The 17229-nt window shown below is 38.2% G+C and carries 18 protein-coding genes; 8 read left to right on the plus strand and 10 right to left on the minus strand.

What is annotated here, in order from left to right:
• The first annotated feature begins 58 nt into the window (after nucleotides 1-58).
• Together H4J52_RS15800 and H4J52_RS15805 are read left to right on the plus strand one after the other, a co-directional pair.
• Nucleotides 59-922, plus strand: a complete 864-nt coding sequence (locus H4J52_RS15800) for a YicC/YloC family endoribonuclease (RefSeq protein WP_182182203.1) — start codon at nucleotides 59-61, stop codon at nucleotides 920-922.
• 133 nt (nucleotides 923-1055) lie between these two features.
• The gene (locus H4J52_RS15805) at nucleotides 1056-1721 is read left to right on the plus strand and encodes a YceH family protein (RefSeq protein WP_182182228.1); all 666 of its coding nucleotides are present in this window, start codon (nucleotides 1056-1058) and stop codon (nucleotides 1719-1721) included.
• Between the two features lie 52 nt (nucleotides 1722-1773).
• Here the strand turns inward: H4J52_RS15805 and H4J52_RS15810 are convergent, their stop codons facing one another.
• The 4 genes from H4J52_RS15810 to H4J52_RS15825 form a co-directional block, all read right to left on the minus strand.
• Nucleotides 1774-2379, minus strand: coding sequence for an HAD family hydrolase (locus H4J52_RS15810; protein ID WP_259366529.1), 606 nt, complete (start codon nucleotides 2377-2379; stop codon nucleotides 1774-1776).
• 216 nt (nucleotides 2380-2595) lie between these two features.
• On the minus strand, nucleotides 2596-4305 hold the full coding sequence (locus H4J52_RS15815; protein ID WP_182225143.1) for a GMC family oxidoreductase: 1710 nt from the start codon (nucleotides 4303-4305) through the stop codon (nucleotides 2596-2598).
• Nucleotides 4302-5021 carry a gluconate 2-dehydrogenase subunit 3 family protein gene (locus H4J52_RS15820; protein WP_182182230.1) on the minus strand — a complete coding sequence of 240 codons (720 nt, stop codon included), beginning with the start codon at nucleotides 5019-5021 and terminating at the stop codon, nucleotides 4302-4304. Before H4J52_RS15820 ends, H4J52_RS15815 begins: the two co-directional genes overlap by 4 nt.
• Nucleotides 5022-5522 carry a thioredoxin family protein gene (locus H4J52_RS15825; protein WP_182182231.1) on the minus strand — a complete coding sequence of 167 codons (501 nt, stop codon included), beginning with the start codon at nucleotides 5520-5522 and terminating at the stop codon, nucleotides 5022-5024. It lies immediately after the preceding gene.
• A gap of 153 nt (nucleotides 5523-5675) precedes the next feature.
• On the opposite strand from H4J52_RS15825, the gene rph reads away from it, so the two are divergent.
• Both rph and pyrE read left to right on the plus strand, forming a co-directional pair.
• Nucleotides 5676-6389 (plus strand): ribonuclease PH, encoded by a 714-nt coding sequence (rph, locus tag H4J52_RS15830; RefSeq protein WP_182182232.1) that lies wholly within the window; start codon nucleotides 5676-5678, stop codon nucleotides 6387-6389.
• 27 nt (nucleotides 6390-6416) lie between these two features.
• Nucleotides 6417-7070 carry an orotate phosphoribosyltransferase gene (gene pyrE, locus H4J52_RS15835; RefSeq protein WP_182182233.1) on the plus strand — a complete coding sequence of 218 codons (654 nt, stop codon included), beginning with the start codon at nucleotides 6417-6419 and terminating at the stop codon, nucleotides 7068-7070.
• An 84-nt stretch (nucleotides 7071-7154) separates the two neighbouring features.
• Here the strand turns inward: pyrE and H4J52_RS15840 are convergent, their stop codons facing one another.
• The 3 genes from H4J52_RS15840 to bioH form a co-directional block, all read right to left on the minus strand.
• On the minus strand, nucleotides 7155-8150 hold the full coding sequence (locus tag H4J52_RS15840; protein WP_182182234.1) for a putative metalloprotease CJM1_0395 family protein: 996 nt from the start codon (nucleotides 8148-8150) through the stop codon (nucleotides 7155-7157).
• 3 nt (nucleotides 8151-8153) lie between these two features.
• The gene (locus tag H4J52_RS15845; protein ID WP_182182235.1) at nucleotides 8154-8468 is read right to left on the minus strand and encodes a hypothetical protein; all 315 of its coding nucleotides are present in this window, start codon (nucleotides 8466-8468) and stop codon (nucleotides 8154-8156) included.
• A 140-nt stretch (nucleotides 8469-8608) separates the two neighbouring features.
• Nucleotides 8609-9391 (minus strand): pimeloyl-ACP methyl ester esterase BioH, encoded by a 783-nt coding sequence (gene bioH, locus H4J52_RS15850; protein WP_182182236.1) that lies wholly within the window; start codon nucleotides 9389-9391, stop codon nucleotides 8609-8611.
• A gap of 89 nt (nucleotides 9392-9480) precedes the next feature.
• Between bioH and H4J52_RS15855 the strand changes: the two genes are divergently transcribed.
• Nucleotides 9481-10290, plus strand: coding sequence for a ComF family protein (locus H4J52_RS15855; protein ID WP_182182237.1), 810 nt, complete (start codon nucleotides 9481-9483; stop codon nucleotides 10288-10290).
• Between the two features lie 7 nt (nucleotides 10291-10297).
• Here H4J52_RS15855 and H4J52_RS15860 read toward each other — a convergent pair whose 3' ends face one another.
• Complete coding sequence (locus H4J52_RS15860) at nucleotides 10298-12880, minus strand: M14 family zinc carboxypeptidase (protein WP_182225145.1); 2583 nt, start codon at nucleotides 12878-12880, stop codon at nucleotides 10298-10300.
• 244 nt (nucleotides 12881-13124) lie between these two features.
• Between H4J52_RS15860 and nfuA the strand changes: the two genes are divergently transcribed.
• Both nfuA and H4J52_RS15870 read left to right on the plus strand, forming a co-directional pair.
• Nucleotides 13125-13703, plus strand: a complete 579-nt coding sequence (gene nfuA, locus H4J52_RS15865; protein WP_070375496.1) for a Fe-S biogenesis protein NfuA — start codon at nucleotides 13125-13127, stop codon at nucleotides 13701-13703.
• 58 nt (nucleotides 13704-13761) lie between these two features.
• Nucleotides 13762-14055 (plus strand): hypothetical protein, encoded by a 294-nt coding sequence (locus H4J52_RS15870; protein WP_182182239.1) that lies wholly within the window; start codon nucleotides 13762-13764, stop codon nucleotides 14053-14055.
• Here the strand turns inward: H4J52_RS15870 and H4J52_RS15875 are convergent.
• Complete coding sequence (locus H4J52_RS15875) at nucleotides 14005-15372, minus strand: MATE family efflux transporter (RefSeq protein WP_259366528.1); 1368 nt, start codon at nucleotides 15370-15372, stop codon at nucleotides 14005-14007. The genes H4J52_RS15870 and H4J52_RS15875 overlap by 51 nt on opposite strands.
• A 93-nt stretch (nucleotides 15373-15465) precedes the next feature.
• On the opposite strand from H4J52_RS15875, the gene H4J52_RS15880 reads away from it, so the two are divergent.
• Nucleotides 15466-16515 (plus strand): polysaccharide deacetylase family protein, encoded by a 1050-nt coding sequence (locus H4J52_RS15880; protein ID WP_182182240.1) that lies wholly within the window; start codon nucleotides 15466-15468, stop codon nucleotides 16513-16515.
• Between the two features lie 62 nt (nucleotides 16516-16577).
• On the opposite strand, the gene H4J52_RS15885 is transcribed toward H4J52_RS15880, so the two are convergent.
• The gene (locus H4J52_RS15885; RefSeq protein WP_182182241.1) at nucleotides 16578-17210 is read right to left on the minus strand and encodes an SCO family protein; all 633 of its coding nucleotides are present in this window, start codon (nucleotides 17208-17210) and stop codon (nucleotides 16578-16580) included.
• Nucleotides 17211-17229: the final 19 nt, after the last annotated feature.

A 17229-nucleotide genomic window follows, 5' to 3' on the forward strand; every position in this document is an offset into this window, starting at 1 on the left:
CTGATCACGCGTTTGGCATAATTACTTTAATTTCTACATTAAGCAAACGGACAACAATATGATCCATAGTATGACGGCTTTTTCTCGCTTTGAAGTAAAGGGTGATTGGGGTAATGCAGTTTGGGAGATCCGCTCTGTAAACCAACGATTTTTGGAAACTTACTTCCGTTTACCCGAGCAATTTCGCAGTATTGAACCCACATTGCGTGAACGTTTTCGCAAACAGTTGAACCGTGGAAAGGTAGAGTGTAGCTTGCGCTTCAGTGCTAACCCGTCAGCAAAAAACAATTTATCACTTAATAAAGGCTTAGCTGAACAACTGCTTCAGCACGCAAGTTGGATCAACGAACAGACACTTAATAGTCAGTTAAACCCTTTAGAAATAATGCGCTGGCCCGGAGTTATGGAAGCTGAAGAAGCGGACATGACTATTATTCAAAAAGAGATTTTGGTGGGTTTTGAACAAGCGCTGAAAGACTTTATAGATGCACGCGCAAGTGAAGGAGAAAACTTAAAAGTACTAATAGAACAACGCCTTGAAGGTATTGTTGAGCAATCTGAAAAAGTTAAAGCGTTTATGCCAGAAATTATTGCATGGCAACGTAAGCGGATCACCGATAAGTTCACCGATGCGAAAATTGAGCTTGATTCAAGCAGAGTTGAGCAAGAACTCGTCTTACTTGCGCAAAAGATGGATGTTGATGAAGAAATTGATCGCCTCTTTAGTCATGTAAAAGAAACAAAGAGTATTCTTAAAAAAGGTGGCGCTCAAGGTCGTCGTCTAGATTTCATGATGCAAGAATTTAATCGTGAAGCTAATACTTTAGGATCTAAATCGATTAATGTTGATATCACCAACTCAGCCGTAGAATTAAAAGTACTTATTGAACAGATGCGTGAACAGATCGCGAACATTGAATAGCCTTTAAAGCAACTTCATCATTTCAAAAGCCACTTAACGATGGCTTTTTTATCGGCAGTTAAATAGCTTAATATGGTAAAAGCAGAGCTTGCTTGATATAACTTCAGTAGAAACTTAATCAGAGAGCTTTAAAATGATCACTCTATCCGCCGACCAATGCCGTGTTATTGGCGTAATGCTTGAAAAAGAAACAACAACACCTGAGCAGTATCCACTCTCTTTAAACGCTATAACCATAGGCTGTAATCAAAAAAGTAACCGTGAACCAGTAACATCATTTTCTGAAAGTGATGTGCAAAACTTAGTCGATGAACTGGTTGAAATGAATCTATTAATGTTAGATCACAAAGCTTCTGCGCGAGTAAATAAATATTTTCATCGTTTCTGTGATACTGAGTTTGGTAATTTAAAGTTTACACCACAGCAAAGAGCCATTATTTGCGTGTTATTGCTAAGAGGCCCTCAAACCCCTGGAGAGTTAAGAACCCGTACAAATCGCTTGGCTGAATTTACAGATGTTAGTGAAATTGAAACGGCTTTACAGCAGTTACAAGACTTCAGTAATCAAACCTTAATTAAAAAGTTAGGACGAGAACCAGGGAAGCGAGAAGCCCGCTATGTTCATTTATTCTCAGGCACCAGTGAATTCGATTTAATGACTGTTAATACGGTGCAAACTGGTGAGTCTTCGCCTAATAACAAGTCATCACTTGCGCAAAGAGTTGTAACATTAGAAAAACAAGTGGCTGTGTTGAGCGAACAACTATCCCACTTAACAGATTTACTTGAAAATAAGTAATTATCGATTTAATACCCAAGCAGTACTAAAATATACAGGGCAGATAATTCCACTATACACGTTCAACCATAGATACATGCTTAATTGTCGCGCTTAATTCATTGAGATCACGCACAACAACATCTGCTAACTTCTGATAACTCGCTGTTTTACCATAATTGATAAGACAAGACATGGTGTTAGCATTTTTTGCTGCTTGCAGATCATATAAATAATCACCAACGTATAATAAGTTTTCAGGGGCTAACTGCCACAACTCGGCTAAATGTAATAATGCATCAGGTGCAGGTTTAGCTTTGTGATCTTCTCGGGTTAATAATATCTCAATATCAATATTATTATTTTCAATTTTTATAGTCGCTGCTTGACGACAATTTCGCGTAACAATAGCACATGGCAAAGACAATTCAGCCAATAAGGTTAAAATTTGCTCGGTGCCCGCCAGCTTTTTTGCCCCCACCGCATCGTTGATTTCATACTCAACTAATAGTTCATTAGCATCAACTTGTTGACTTCCGGGTAAGGCAGCAACAAAATCTAATAAATCAATATTTTTTGGACAACCTAAAGATGCTCTTATGCTGTCAAAATCTAAAGATGAAGATACCAAGGTATTGTCGAGATCAAATATAACCCCCATAAGTTTATGTGCTAACAATACTGTATTACTCCTATTTATCTGACACACTAATAAAGTAAAATTATAAGATTCACTGTGATTAGCAATTTATTATACCTGACAACTAATACGTGAAAATAGCGCATTCAGATCAAATTCATCGATTAGAAGTTGAAAAGCTCCTTACTAGTTAGCATCAAAAAACACACACGGTTATGGGCTAATGCCGGCCATATTTTTTCACTGCGCGTATCATTAAGTAACAGATGCTTGCCAACGTTCTTTAATATGCTCGGCTACGCGAAAGGCATTGGCATAAATAGTAAACGTATAGGGTACGCTACCGCCTGTTGGCATAAATGAACCATCCGTTACATATAAATTATCAACTTCATGAGCTTGACAGTATTTATTCAATACAGATGTCTTAGGGTCATGACCGAACCGGCAACCTCCAGCCATTAAGTTTGTTGGTGGGTAGCTGCTTACTGAGCTAGTCACATTTTTTGCCCCCATACTTGCAAGTAACTTCTCGCCCTTATCGGCTAAGTATTCTCCAACCACCATGTCATGTTGATGCGCGCCGATCCTTACCTTAGCAACCGCTTGCCCCCATTTATCGGTGACTTCCGTGTCTAAACTGACAAAACAATCGTCGGTAGGTAACCAGTCATTAAACACTTCAAAACGTAACGTTTTATAGGTGGTAAATTCTTCTTTTAAATTTTTCTGTAATTGTTCGCCCCACACTAACTCACTTTCGTCATTGAATTGTTGCCCTTGTGCACGGGCAATAGGGTTTTGATAGAAGAGAAAATCAATAGTGCCGCCTTTCGCTTTACCTTGCGAGTTCGCTCCAGAAAAACTTTTATCGTCAATTTGATACCAGTCTTGCAAGGCACGATTGATAAAAGGGCCTACTTGCTTTAATTGTGCTTGCTTTTCAGTTGTTAAATCAGCGAACAAAAAGTCTCCCTTCCCTGTACCTCCGCCACTAAACACTAAGTTCTTACCAACTTGTCCGCTATTGTTCGCTAAACCTTGTGGAAATTTCTTCCCTGTAGAAGCCAGTAATAAACGTGACGTTTCTACCGCTTGGCAAGCAACAACATAAATTTTTGCCGTTGCTTTTTTCTCGCGACCTTGTGAGTCGTAGTAATGAATAGCAGAAATTTCACCTTTGTCATCACTCGCTATATGATAAACCTTAGCATTCGCTTTAATAGTCAAGTTTCCAGTGGTCACTGCATGGTTTAGCAAAGCCGCTCGACCACTGCCTTTTGCGCCTGTTGAGCAGCCATAACTACTGCAATAACCTGAATATTCACAGCTTTTGCGGCCCATCGCAGGTGTTGATAATATTGCACGAGGTACGGGCATCGAATGATAGCCAATATTTTTTGCCGCTTTGTCTATCCACCCTGACACTTGATGGTCAACTAATGGCGGGTAAGGAAATACCGTTGAGCGTGGTTCTTGGTGAGGATGTGCAACAGTCCTCCCAGAAACGCCAACTTCCCGCTCTACTTGAGCATAAAAAGGTTCCAAATCATCATAACTAATAGGCCAGTCAACAATGTTAGCACCTTCAATTTCACCAAAAGTAGATTTTAATTTAAAATCTACTGGTTTTAAACGATGAAAATAGCCACTCATAAAGTTAGATGAACCACCCACAACATTTCCGTTCCAGAAGCTCCAACCCGATTCACTTGTTGGCTCGCCCTGCCAGTAACCTTCTCCGCTATCAGTTTCGTATTCTTCTTCGATAACGTGCTGTTCATCGATAAGTTTCGGATTATATGAATCACGTAAACTGATCGCTAATTCATCTTTGAAAAATTCTTTCTCTGTTAACCATGGCCCTTTTTCCAGTATTAATACCTTAGCGCCTGCTTTGGCTAATGTATAAGCAACAGGCGAAGCTCCGGCCCCACTACCAACTATGCAAATATCAAAACTCATGCCTTGTTACTTCCTTTAACTGTCGGCAACTTTTTATTTGCTAACAGATCTTTTGATTGAATAATGTTGCTATCACTGTTGTCGCTAACGACTGAACGTTTAGGTAATTCAAAGTAACGACCGCCTGCATTAGGTAATGGGAAGCCCGCTTGGTGTTCTAACCATTGCCAACCGATCCCTTTTGGATTGCCGCCATAAGTAGGTGGCGATAACATTGCTTCAAAAATATAACCCAGTAAGTTATTGAGCCAGTTTTCTCCCGCTCTCGAGCCGCTAATACCTCGTAACATAGTTTCTTTTTCGGCTTTGCCTAATTCAGTAAACGTTTTTTGTAATTGGTTTTGCGTGTAGCCATTTAACCAACCGACACCTTTAAAAATAAAGTCAATTTCATTTTTTTCAGTCGGTTGCTGATAGACAACATTATATAAATAAATAACGACTTGTAACTCTTTCGCACTTGGACCATTACTCGATTCTGGCAAGAGATGATCAAGCACAGCATTTAAGGTTAACCAAGGTTCTGCCTGCAAAGTTTCAAACAATTTTTCTTTTTCATTTTGACTAAATGCTAAAGCAGGAAGCGCAGATATTGCGGTGGCTCCAGCCGCTGATTTCAATAATTTACGGCGGGAAAACTTATGTGACAACCAAGTAGGTGTTTGATAGTTTTTATCAAAAAAACTGCTCACTTTATTTAATGCTGACTCTGACATTTATTTATCCTTTATCGCATTGCTTTGCCATTTATTCAGAAATGCTAACCACTGTTCTTTAGAATACTGTTCGCCATCGAGTAACTCAGCGGTATCTTTTGACAAGATCATTTTACCGCTACTCGTTGAAACATACATATGAGGATAACCTAAAACTGGGGGAAGAGACTTCATAAACCCTTCATTTTCATTACTATCGCTAACACTTACTTTTAATAGTACAAATTCACGATGAAGTTTTTGGTAAACATCCGGATTATTCTCTAAAAAATCATCCATCTTTTTACACCAGCCACACCAGTTGCCACCAATTTCAATCAGCACATTGCGTTGAGTTTCTTTAGCTAATGTTATTGCAGCATTCGCGTCTTTAAAAGGGTCACTTTTTTCATCATAGACTTTACTGTACTTAGGTAAGTCATTGGTACTGATGGCTGAAGCCGTTGTTATTAGTAAAAAAGAGAGACAAAAGCTCATGAGTAAACGAGAAGAAAATTTCATAAATAGACTCAATAAAAATAGGATCGTGTAAAACTCTTCTAATTAGACCTTAGTTAGATTAACTATATTTCAAATTGTTTTCACGTCATTATGTCAAATTTGGTGCTGAACGATTATAATACGCAACAATTATTTTATCACAGGTATATTAACATGCGCCCAAGCGGAAGAACTCCAGGTCAAATACGTCCTGTAACTATTACTCGTCAATTTACGACTCACGCTGAAGGTTCAGTATTGATTGAATTTGGCGACACAAAAGTTATTTGTACTGCCTCAGTAGAAGTCGGGGTACCGCGCTTTTTAAAAGGACAAGGTAAAGGTTGGATCACTGCAGAATACGGCATGTTACCTCGCTCTACTCATACTCGTATGCGCAGAGAAGCAGCTAACGGCAAGCAAAGTGGTCGTACCTTAGAAATTTCGCGTTTAATCGCTCGTGCATTGCGCGCTGCTGTTGATTTAAAAGCCCTAGGTGAAAATACTATTAGCGTTGATTGTGATGTTATACAAGCTGATGGCGGTACACGTACTGCTTCAATTACGGGTGCTTGTATCGCATTAGTTGATGCTTTGAACTATATGCGTGCTAAAGATATTATAAAAACTAATCCGTTAAAACATATGATAGCCGCTGTTTCTGTTGGTATTTATAAAGGTGAACCCGTTTCTGATCTTGATTACCCTGAAGATTCTGCCGCTGATACTGATATGAATGTCGTCATGACAGACACTGGCAAATTGATAGAAATTCAAGGAACGGCAGAGGAAGCCCCCTTTAGCTTCGATGAAATGCACAGCATGCTGGCATTAGCAAAAGACAGCATTAATGAGTTGTTTGACTTACAAAAGTTAGCACTTAACTAAATACTCTTATTTTAGGTGGGAATAAAGATGAAAAACTATCAACGTGAATTTATTGAATTTGCTCTAGCGAAACAAGTATTACGCTTTGGTGAATTCACTTTAAAGTCAGGCCGTACCAGCCCCTATTTTTTTAATGCCGGTTTATTTAACACGGGGAGAGATTTAGCACGCTTAGGTCGTTTCTACGCACAAGCACTTGCTGATTCAAACATCGCCTTTGATTTACTTTTTGGCCCCGCTTATAAAGGTATTCCCATTGCAACCACTACTGCCGTAGCATTAGCTGATCATCACGATATGGATATACCTTATTGCTTTAACCGTAAAGAGGCTAAAACTCATGGTGAAGGTGGTAGCCTTGTCGGTTCGCCCCTGCAAGGTAAAATAATGTTGGTTGACGACGTTATTACTGCAGGTACAGCGATTCGTGAATCAATGGAAATCATTAAAGCGCATGGTGCTGAATTATCCGGTGTATTGATCGCTCTTGACCGCCAAGAAAAAGGTCAAGGTGAATTATCTGCGATTCAAGAAGTCGAACGTGATTTTGACACACAAGTTATTGCAATTGTTACCTTAGCTGATGTTGTAACCTACCTTGAAGAGAACATTGCTTCGCAACCAGAGTTAGTGACAAGTTTAGCGAATATTAATCAATACCGTGAAAGTTACGGTATTTAGTTTTACAGATACAGATGAACAAAAAACGCCTCATTATTTAATTATAATGAGGCGTTTTTATTTGTATGTTAATAACTTAAAACGTTATGCAGTTAACTGGAAATGAAAGCTTGGTGCTTTTTCATAAGCTTGATTGATACCCAAATAAAAACTTTCGATCCGCAATGACCTTTCATCAACAGCAACATCGCGACTAGGTACTATTTGTTCTTGAGCGTCTAATGTGCGATTAACGAGTGTATCGAAATCAATGTCTTCTGATTTTTTATTTTCTTCTTTAGCAAAAACATCCTTTGTTTTAATTAATACATTTAAGTCTTTAGCTTTTGCGGGATCATCTAAACTAACTGCGGCAAGTTCTGACTGTGCTTGTAATATTATTTTTGATGCTGATGCGGCCACACGATTATCTTGAGTTGAAGGATTAGCTGGTGCTAAAGCCGCCGCATGTACTTTTTGCATTTTGGCAATAGTTGCACGGGGGTTACCATCTATTCTAGAAAGATCGACGGAAACTTCACCACCAACAGCATATTTTTTGCCATCAGGACCGGTTTCAAAACTGTATGAAGGAACGCCTGTTGATGCTCCACCAACAGAAGCATGCGCTAATTCATGAGAACGCACTTCTTGATCACGTAATTGAAGCTCATTTATCACTTTCTGCTCTGCAAGAGCTTCAGAACTATTAAGAGCGGGAGAGCCATTAACGTCAGGAGATTTTTCTGTTGATTGATTATCTTCGTTTTCTGTTTCAGCCACTAACTCGTTGGTTAAATACTTTTGCGCTGCTGATTGCTCGTCAGAAGAATCATTTTGACGTTCACCACCACTATTAATCGTTTTGGCTTTTAGTTCCGCTTGCTTACGGATGTTTTCAAAATTAACCGTTTCATTATTTTGTGCAGACGATCTGCCTCTTTCTTTATCAGATGCCACACCTTTCTCAGCGGCTGACTGATTTGAAGCCGCTGGCTTTGCAATAACTTCACGTATGTTATTTTCACGACGCAAGTTATCCGTTTGCAGATTGACTGCAGTAGGGATAGACAATGTATGTGTTTGCGGCGTGATATTCATAATTTAAACTCGAACGTCTAATAACGTACCTAACGTTTCATCGGCAGTCTGTATAACATTAGCAGATGCTTTAGCTTGAAACTCAGCAATTTTTAAATCGACACTCGCTTTGTTAAGGTCAGGTGCTTCTGCTGAACTGGCTTTTTTTTCTGTTGTATTAGCGTTTTCACTGCTATCAGTGTTATTTTCTTGCCCAATACCAAAGTCTTCAGGACTAACCGCTAAATTAGCCGCAATATCGGCAGAAGCTTGAGTTGCATCGCCTTGCGCTTTTTGAAAACCTTGTACACCACTTGTAAATGCTGATTGTATTTCCATAACAGACTCCTCTATATCAATAAACAGAATACCAATGAACAGATAATGAATAACTAAATTTCACTGTTGAATCTTGATATGTATTTGTTTAATTATCATACAAAACGACTAAAAAGTAAAGGAAGAAATTCTCTGTAAAATCAATCAAACAAAGGGTATAGCCAAGAAATTAATGTTTGATGAAATTCTTCAGGGTGCGAAATAAAAGGAGCATGCGACGCTTTTTCAAAAATAACAACATCACTTTTAGGTGCTAATGTGCTAATGAGTTCAATTGCTTTTCGTGGCACTAAACCATCAAGTTTGCCGTATAAACGCAGAAATGGCATTGATATTTTAATAAGTTCGTCGCGATGATCTACTGTTTTAAGTAATTTTAATGACTCATCTAACGTTATTTTTGTTGGCAGTGGAAATTGCATTACAAGCGTGCGTAGTAACTTAATATCATCGCGCAAATGTGGGCTGCCCATTGATTGAATTTTTAGAAAATTATTAATAGTCTTGGCTGTATCTTCCGCCAATTGGCTATGAAATAACGTTAGTACGTTAGGTTTAATTCCCAACCAGTTTTCTTGTTCAACAAAACACGGTGAGCTTGCAACAGTCACTAGCGCCTTCACTTTAGCCGGAAAATTTAATGCTATTTCACTTGCAACTAAGCCACCTAATGACCAACCGATATAGATGGCAGGTTTTGCAACAGCTTGCTGAATCAATGTAGCGGCTTGCGCTAATGTGTAAGGTGATAATGAATGCTCTACATTCATGCCAAAACCAGGTAAATCAACAGTGATCACTTCAAATTTTTTTTTTAATATTTCAACACTGGGTTGCCAGACCCCTGAGTTTACTCCCCAACCATGAATAAAAACGAGTGGGAGCCCACTTCCTTGGCTCGATATTTTTAAAGTTTCTGCCATGCTCATAGTCAATGGAGTTACCGTTAATTTTTAGTAAACAAAAGTTAGCGACAGTTTACTCAATGGATTTAATAAATGGAATTTAATAAATGGAATTTAACCAAGAAAAATTTTTACGCGCAATAAAACAAAAATCACTGTGTTTTATTGCGAGATTTAAATCGATTAAAACACAATTAAGTTGTTGTGACTTATGTGGTGGAGAGTGCCAAAGCCAAGCGATTATTTGTGATTTTTGTTTAGCTGATTTACCACTGTTTGACTTAAAAAAATTACATGGAGATTTATTAACATGGCCAGAGGTCAATCGTTTATTGCCCAAAAGAATGTTCAATCAATTAATTACTGTTTCACCTTATCAATGGCCTATTGATTTATGGGTAAGACAGCTGAAATATCACGGGCGTTTTGAATTGGTTAATTTACTAGGCTCTTTGTTATTTAAACAATGGAAAAGTATGCTGGAGGATAAAAATGAAGTCGCTGAAGGTTTCATTCCTCCAACTGTATTATTATCTGTGCCCATTCATATTAAAAAGTGGCAAGACCGTGGTTTTAATCAAGCACATTTACTCGCGGAAAATTTTGCTCGTAAAGCTAAGATGGCATATTTTCCAAATGCCTTGAAACGGATAAATAATAACATAAGCCAAGCGGGCCAAACAGGCGTTACAAGGCGTAAAAATCTACGCCTTGCCTTCGAGCTTTCAAGCGATTATTTAGTCAATAATAATAAACGTCGCCATCTGCCTGAACACATTTTACTGCTTGATGATGTGGTAACAACGGGCTCTACCTGTAATGAAATTTGCCGTTTACTTAAAGCTCATGGTGTTCAAAAAATTACTGTGATAAGCCTTTGTCTATCATTACCTGCAAATAAAATTCAACCTCAATAAATTCTTATTAATAGGAAACGGGAGTACTAAATGCTTTTGCAAAAAATAAACTGTTCGCTATGATTTTTGCACTACCTAACCAATAGCCACGAAATGCCAGATTATCGGTACTGGCAATTACCCGTCCTTTTCCATAATTATGGGCAACAATAGCAGAAGTGTTGGCTACCCGATTCACCATATTTTTATCGGCATAACCACTGATTAAAGGCCGTGCACTATAATTAGCAACGGCAATAAAAGGTTTTGAACTATGCTGCATTATTAACGTACTATTGCGAAATAATGGCAAACGGCTGTCAGTATAACCATAAGCCAGCGGATGAGACGTATCGAGCCCTGATTCAAAAATAGCACCGGCGATGCGTTTGCGTCCAGCCAGTATTTCTTTATCTTGGTATTGTAAATTATCCATATCAAACAACTGATTAATTTCATCTTTAGCTACAAATTTCATCGTGAGTAATTCATATTCTGACAAAAATTTTGCGCCACGCTTCTGCGCATAAATAACACCACCGTTCTTTATCCATACACCTATTTGATCTGCATCACTTTTGCTTAAAGCATCATATTTTCCATCGACCATAATCATATGGCTATAAACACTTAAATCAATTTTTGATAACCGTTGTTGTTCAACCACAGTAACAGGCATTGATAACGTATCGTCAAGATAAAATAAGATTTCTGCACTTTCGTACTGTGAGACGCCCTTACCGCCAACCATTAAAAGTTTTACCGGTTCTAACAATTGAAACGAACCACTGCCTATATCTATCCCTTTAACCGTTAACCCCGTATGCAAACTATCAAGAGGAATATCTATTTTTTGACTACTTTGCTTAACAATATCACGCCAGTTTTTTTGTACTTGTATGCCAGCAGGAATAATAATACTGCCACGAGCATAATCTTTATTAGTTACCTTGGCGTTAATTTTTAATCTTGATGAAAAAGATTTTGTCGCAACTTTTGCCTTAATACCTTTATTAAGTAGTTCATTAAGTAATTTAGGTGCTAAAAAATGATGCCATTCAAATGCATAAGCATAAGCATACGCCTTAGGTGCAACCGTACTTTTTTCGGCAATTTTTGCAGGGCTGTCCCAAGCATTATCTGCTAGTTTTAGTCCCCATGTACGGCCAACCCGATAGAAATCTATGTCCATTGCTAACGGCATTGTCCAGCCTGAAACATCATAAAAAGTATTATCTTCAAACTGGGTCTGTTGAGAAAAAAGGGCTTTAATGACTCGGTATTGGCGTTGCTCTAAGGGCACATAAAAACTATGCTCTTTTGTATAAATAACGCCCGCCAAACGGAAATCTTCGGTGAGTGGATAGACCTTGATTTGATGTTGTTTTAATTTATCAAGCAATACATTTAAACGATAAGAGTCATGCGCCTCGTGTAATAAATAGCCACTGAAGTTTTCTTTATCTGCGAGCTCTTCTGACTCTTTATAAAAATTTTCACGATAATTAAATAATTTATCTTTATTTTTCCATGCTCCCTCAATAGTAGAAAGAGACGTTAACACGTGATTTTGAATACCAAACTCAAACGTTAACAAACCATTATCACTATTTTGTTGCATACCTCGACTACTTGCTTGTTCAAACAAAATACCTATACCACCGTTAATGTCAGGGTAAGTAGAACCTTTACCGTAATAAAAATCATCAAAGTTCTCTTGGCTATAATAAAGTCGGTTATCATTGTCTAGGGCTGCGGCATGGTAAGTCGCCAAAAGTTGTGTCAATTCAGTATTAGCGGTTGATGTTAACGGGTGAGTTCGCGTTGGAATACCTGGCTGAAAAAAATAACTGCCATTGGCGCCCATCTCATGAAAGTCACCTAATACATTTGGCTGATATTGATGAAAGTACGCTAATCTATTTTGACTTTCTTTTTGTGCCAACAGTAACCAGTCACGATTAAGATCAAAACCAAAGTGATTAGTACGGCCTGTGAGCCAACCTTGATGGTGTTCAATATGGTTTTGATCTGCATTGGGTGTACTACCACGGTGCATATTCACCCATTGTACAAATCTGTCCATGCCATCAGGATTAATACTAGGTTCAAGCACGATTAAGGTATTCTCTAACATGTTAATTATGTCGGTATTTTCACTCGCGGCTAAATGATACGCCACCACCATAGCGGCATTGGCTCCACTAATTTCGTCACCGTGCACACTGTACCCAAGCCAGATAACCAAAGGTAGTGTGGGATCTTCAGCGTCATTATCTTGTGATCTTTTCGCTAATATCTCATTCAAATTAGCTAAATTATTTTTAGAAGAAATCGTCAGTAATACTTGTTGGCGCAACTCTTGAGTTTGGCCAATACCTGTTAATTTTATCCGCTGTGAACTACTTGCTAATGCTTTCATATAGTTTAACAGTTGATCATGACGGGCATGTCGCTCACCAATACCGAAGCCTAATGTGCTTTCAGGTTTAGGAATCGCTTGGTTGTATGGGTGACCAGTGGGCAAGTAATCAGTGACTTTTGCCGCCTGACTCGATGAAGATAAAGCAAAAAAGCCAACCAAAACGGCTAAAAACAATCGTGGTAACATAAGTGATATCCTTGAATTCAATAGCGATAAAATACCAAAGTCTATAGAAACACACCAGAATAACTGTCTTTTTTTCTCACATTCTTACTTTAATTAACTGTAATTTCACTAGCGTATGAGTAGATAACAGCGTAAAATATTAATACCTGACTAAATTAGTCAGGTATTAATATTTTCAATCTCTACGGTCCGTGAGAAACTTTAGAGAAATTTTGGTAACAAGTGTAAGAGAGTAATAACCGTGATGATCAATATTTCCGAAACAGCACAATCGCATTTCGCTAAATTATTAGAACAACAAGCAGAGGGCACAAGTATCCGTGTATTTGTTGTTAATCCAGGTACTGCTAGTGCAGAGTGTGGCGTGTCTTACTGCCCAGCTGACGCGATAGAACCTGAAGATATTGAAATGAAATTCGAACACTTCTCTGCTTATATTGACGGTGACAGTAAGCTGTACTTAGAAGATGCTGAAATAGATTTCACCACAGATCAAATGGGTTCACAACTAACCTTAAAAGCGCCAAATGCTAAATTAAGAAAAGTAAATGACGATGCGCCATTATTCGAACGTGTTGACTACTTCTTAAAAGCAGAAGTTAATCCACAGTTAGCTGGCCATGGTGGTGAGTGTACGTTAATGGAAATTACTGACGACGGTTTCGCTATTCTACAATTTGGTGGTGGCTGTAATGGTTGTAGTCAAATTGATGTCACTGTAAAAGATGGTATCGAAAAACAACTTCTCGAAACAATGGCAGGTGAGATAAAAGGTGTTCGTGATATGACTGAACACGAACGTGGTGATCATTCTTACTATTAAGTTATTGGTTCGTTAACCCGACCACTATACTGACTGCTGAGTTATTCATTAATTTAAAATGATAACAATACTTGAAAAATTAGGCCAAGACCCGCAAAGAAGCTTAGTGCTTTTTACTCGCGGACTTGGTCTTTTTACTATTGGCGTTTGCTTAATTTTTATCGGTTACTATTACCATTATTATTGGCAAATCGCCGGCATTGTTTTTTTAGCTATTGGTCTGTTAACCTCTGCTTGGGGTTACAGTGGGATCTTTGCTAATCGTTTACTCAATATTTTTGATCGTCAGACAAATAAAAAATTAAAGGCTAATGGGTTGTTTTTCTATAACGCGATAATAGTGCCAAGCTAAACTTAATCCTCGAACTAGCAAAAACACACTAAATGCAGCCCATAACCCATGATTACCAAATCCTTGTAATAGCCACCACATTGGAAAAAAGCAACCAAAGGTCGCAATTATCATGCTATTTCGCATCACTTTGGCTCTCATTAGACCAACAAAAACACCATCAAATAAATAACACCAACAACCTAATACAGGTAAGATAATCATCCAATGTACATATTGTTCGGTCGAGAAAACAACCTCTGGAATATCGGTTAGTAAACCAATCAAGAAATCACCTGCTATGGCAAAGAGTGCACTATAAGTGAGCGCAAAGAGTCCCGTCCAAAATAAAGCGATTTTAACGACAAAATTACGCTGTTTAAGATTCTTTTGCCCTTGTGCTTTACCCACTAACACTTCTGCTGCATTGGCAATGCCGTCTAATCCAAATGAGATTAACAAAACAAAGTTCATTAAAATGGCATTAGTTGCAATAACATCATCCCCTAACCTAGCCCCTTGAAAAGTAATAAAGACAAAACAAATCTCTAAGCACAGTGTTCGAATAAGAATATCTCGATTAAGTTGAAAGTAATTGATCAGCGCTGACTTCTCAAATAAATGATCTCTGATATCTGTAAATTTTCCCACCATTTCTATTAATATACTTTTTAGGGGTTGTAGATTACCTGTTTGTTTCGCAAAAATAATATAAGCCAACCCTATAATAACACCTGAATATTCAGCGATTAACGTTGCTGACGCCACCCCTTGCACTTGCCAATCAAACACTAAGACAAACAATAGATCTAGCGACAAGTTAATTAAGTTAGTGACGATCAATATCCACATTACAGCCTTAGCTTTATGATTGCCCAACAACCATCCTAATATAACAAGATTTGATAACGCAGCAGGTAAACCCCAAATACGGATATCACAATATTGCTTAGCATAAAATTGTATTTGTTCAGATCCTCCGGCTAAACCCAAGCTTAGATCAAGATAAAAAGACTGTAACAAAATCAGTGCACCACCAATTAAGCAAGCCACTAACAAACCTCGTAGCAGAACCAATAAACTTTTTTGTGCGTTTTCTTCACCTAATGCCTGAGCGGTAAGACCTGTAGTCGACATACGTAAAAAACCACACAACCAAGTAACAAAGGTAATAATCATTGCCCCGACTGTACTGCCACCTAGGTAATAGGCTTGGTCTAAATGTCCTAAAACAGCAGTATCAACTAAGCCTAGAAGAGGTATGGTGATATTTGAAAAGATCATCGGTAAGGCGATGAGGAATAGCTGTTTATGGTGGTTGATAGTATTAACGTTCAAAAAAGTATTCCATATAAAAATTACCTGAAAATTTACTATAAAAAGAAAGCAAAACGCGCTATTTTTATGACTGACTAAACAAGGGCTTCACTCATGAAATTTTTATTACCTGCACTATTGCTATCTTGCTTACACTTTTCTAGCTTTGCTGCTGTAATTTTACAGTATCATCATGTTAGTGACAAAACACCGTCAAGTACCAGTATTTCCCCCCAACAATTTGAAATACATATGCAGTATTTAGCTGATAATAACTTCAACGTTATCGCGCTTTCAGATTTAATGAATTCTATCAAGAAACAGCAACCTATTACTGACAAAACAGTGGCAATAACATTTGATGATGCTTATCTTGATATTCTACTCAATGGTAAGCCCATTCTCGACAAATTTAATTATCCTTTTACTATTTTTATTAACCCAGCAATCGTTGAACGTGGTTCGAATAACTACCTTAGTTGGGCACAACTTAAGTTGATGGCTGACCAAGGGGTTATTATTGCCAACCATGGTATGGAACATGATTCTATGGCACGTATTAGTGCTGGGTTAACTGAACAACAGTGGTTACTTAAGCATACCGATCTTTTATTAACGGCTGAAAGTATTATTAAAGAGAAAACCGGCCAGAGCTGGCGTTATTATGCTTATCCCTACGGTGAATATACACCCGCAGTACAAAAGTGGATAACGCAGAACAATTTTATTGCCTTTTCACAGCAGTCTGGGGCGGTTGGCCTAGCAACAGACTTAACCAGCGTACCCCGTTTTCCTGCATCAAAACCTTATGATAAAATTACCAGCCTACGTGATAAATTAAAATCTTTACCATTCACAATGACGTTAAGTGATGAAAATGCAAAAACAATTGTAGAATATAACCAATCAAAATCAGTGACGTTTGATGTTATTGTTGATGATTTTCTTCCAGCCCAGTTAAACTGTTATATTTCTGGTTTAGGCCGACAAGAAATAGAATGGCGAGAAGAAAACAGCTTCACCATTAATTATAGTGCCCCGCTACCCATAGGCCGTGTACGCTGTAATTGCACTGCACCAAGCATTAGTGAGCCAGGGCGTTATTATTGGTATTCAAAGCCTTGGTTTGTCTTAAAAGAAGGTATGGAGTGGTATCCGCTGTAACGAATACAATATCGTTAAGTAAGCTTGTCACACTGAAGTATGGTTATGGTGACAAGCTGCATTTATTCCGCTAACTTTACAATTTTTGCAAAATCACTGACTAATTTTTCACCATCAATCGTAGGTAATACGCCTAAAGCCTGTCTTGGCTTGAAAATAGCCGCTATATCTCCCTTTGGATTAATTAACACTAAAGAAGCACTGTGATCGACCAAGTAACCATTATTGTTGGCTTTAGGCTCGTTAATCGCGTACATCATGCCAAGGTTACGAGCAAACGGAAATAACACACCATGGTCAGCCGTAAGCGCAATAAACTCCTCATTAAAGTAAGCGATATACTGAGCTAATTTTTCTGGCGTATCTCGACTAGGATCAACCGAAACCAATAAAATTTGTGTATCTTCACTGATCGCTTTTAAATCGTCATAAACAAAGTTTAGTTCTTGTAATGTAGTCGGACAAACATCAGGGCAAGAAGTATACCCCAGAAATACCCAAGACCATTTATTGGCTAATTGTTCTTTGGTAAAGGCTTGGTTATGGTGATCGGTTAATTGAAACGGCTTAACTTCCCGAACCTGCTGATAATATAAAGCATGTTCGGGCTGTGGTAATACTGTCGCTTTTTGAAAGACAAAAAAACCTACCGCACCCGCGGCAATCGCAACAATGACATACAACAACTTGTTCATAAATAAGAGTATCCGTAAG

This window comes from Colwellia sp. MB02u-14, from assembly GCF_014076915.1.
Classification (GTDB): Bacteria; Pseudomonadota; Gammaproteobacteria; order Enterobacterales; family Alteromonadaceae; genus Colwellia_A.

Coding starts and splice junctions, on each gene's coding strand:
- H4J52_RS15845 (WP_182182235.1), bottom strand. CDS start 8,468: ATGGAAATACAATCAGCATTTACAAGTGGTGTACAAGGTTTTCAAAAA.
- H4J52_RS15860 (WP_182225145.1), bottom strand. CDS start 12,880: ATGTTACCACGATTGTTTTTAGCCGTTTTGGTTGGCTTTTTTGCTTTA.
- bioH (WP_182182236.1), bottom strand. CDS start 9,391: ATGGCAGAAACTTTAAAAATATCGAGCCAAGGAAGTGGGCTCCCACTC.
- nfuA (WP_070375496.1), top strand. CDS start 13,125: ATGATCAATATTTCCGAAACAGCACAATCGCATTTCGCTAAATTATTA.
- H4J52_RS15825 (WP_182182231.1), bottom strand. CDS start 5,522: ATGAAATTTTCTTCTCGTTTACTCATGAGCTTTTGTCTCTCTTTTTTA.
- H4J52_RS15805 (WP_182182228.1), top strand. CDS start 1,056: ATGATCACTCTATCCGCCGACCAATGCCGTGTTATTGGCGTAATGCTT.
- H4J52_RS15840 (WP_182182234.1), bottom strand. CDS start 8,150: ATGAATATCACGCCGCAAACACATACATTGTCTATCCCTACTGCAGTC.
- H4J52_RS15885 (WP_182182241.1), bottom strand. CDS start 17,210: ATGAACAAGTTGTTGTATGTCATTGTTGCGATTGCCGCGGGTGCGGTA.
- H4J52_RS15815 (WP_182225143.1), bottom strand. CDS start 4,305: ATGAGTTTTGATATTTGCATAGTTGGTAGTGGGGCCGGAGCTTCGCCT.
- rph (WP_182182232.1), top strand. CDS start 5,676: ATGCGCCCAAGCGGAAGAACTCCAGGTCAAATACGTCCTGTAACTATT.
- H4J52_RS15820 (WP_182182230.1), bottom strand. CDS start 5,021: ATGTCAGAGTCAGCATTAAATAAAGTGAGCAGTTTTTTTGATAAAAAC.
- pyrE (WP_182182233.1), top strand. CDS start 6,417: ATGAAAAACTATCAACGTGAATTTATTGAATTTGCTCTAGCGAAACAA.
- H4J52_RS15855 (WP_182182237.1), top strand. CDS start 9,481: ATGGAATTTAACCAAGAAAAATTTTTACGCGCAATAAAACAAAAATCA.
- H4J52_RS15870 (WP_182182239.1), top strand. CDS start 13,762: ATGATAACAATACTTGAAAAATTAGGCCAAGACCCGCAAAGAAGCTTA.
- H4J52_RS15880 (WP_182182240.1), top strand. CDS start 15,466: ATGAAATTTTTATTACCTGCACTATTGCTATCTTGCTTACACTTTTCT.
- H4J52_RS15800 (WP_182182203.1), top strand. CDS start 59: ATGATCCATAGTATGACGGCTTTTTCTCGCTTTGAAGTAAAGGGTGAT.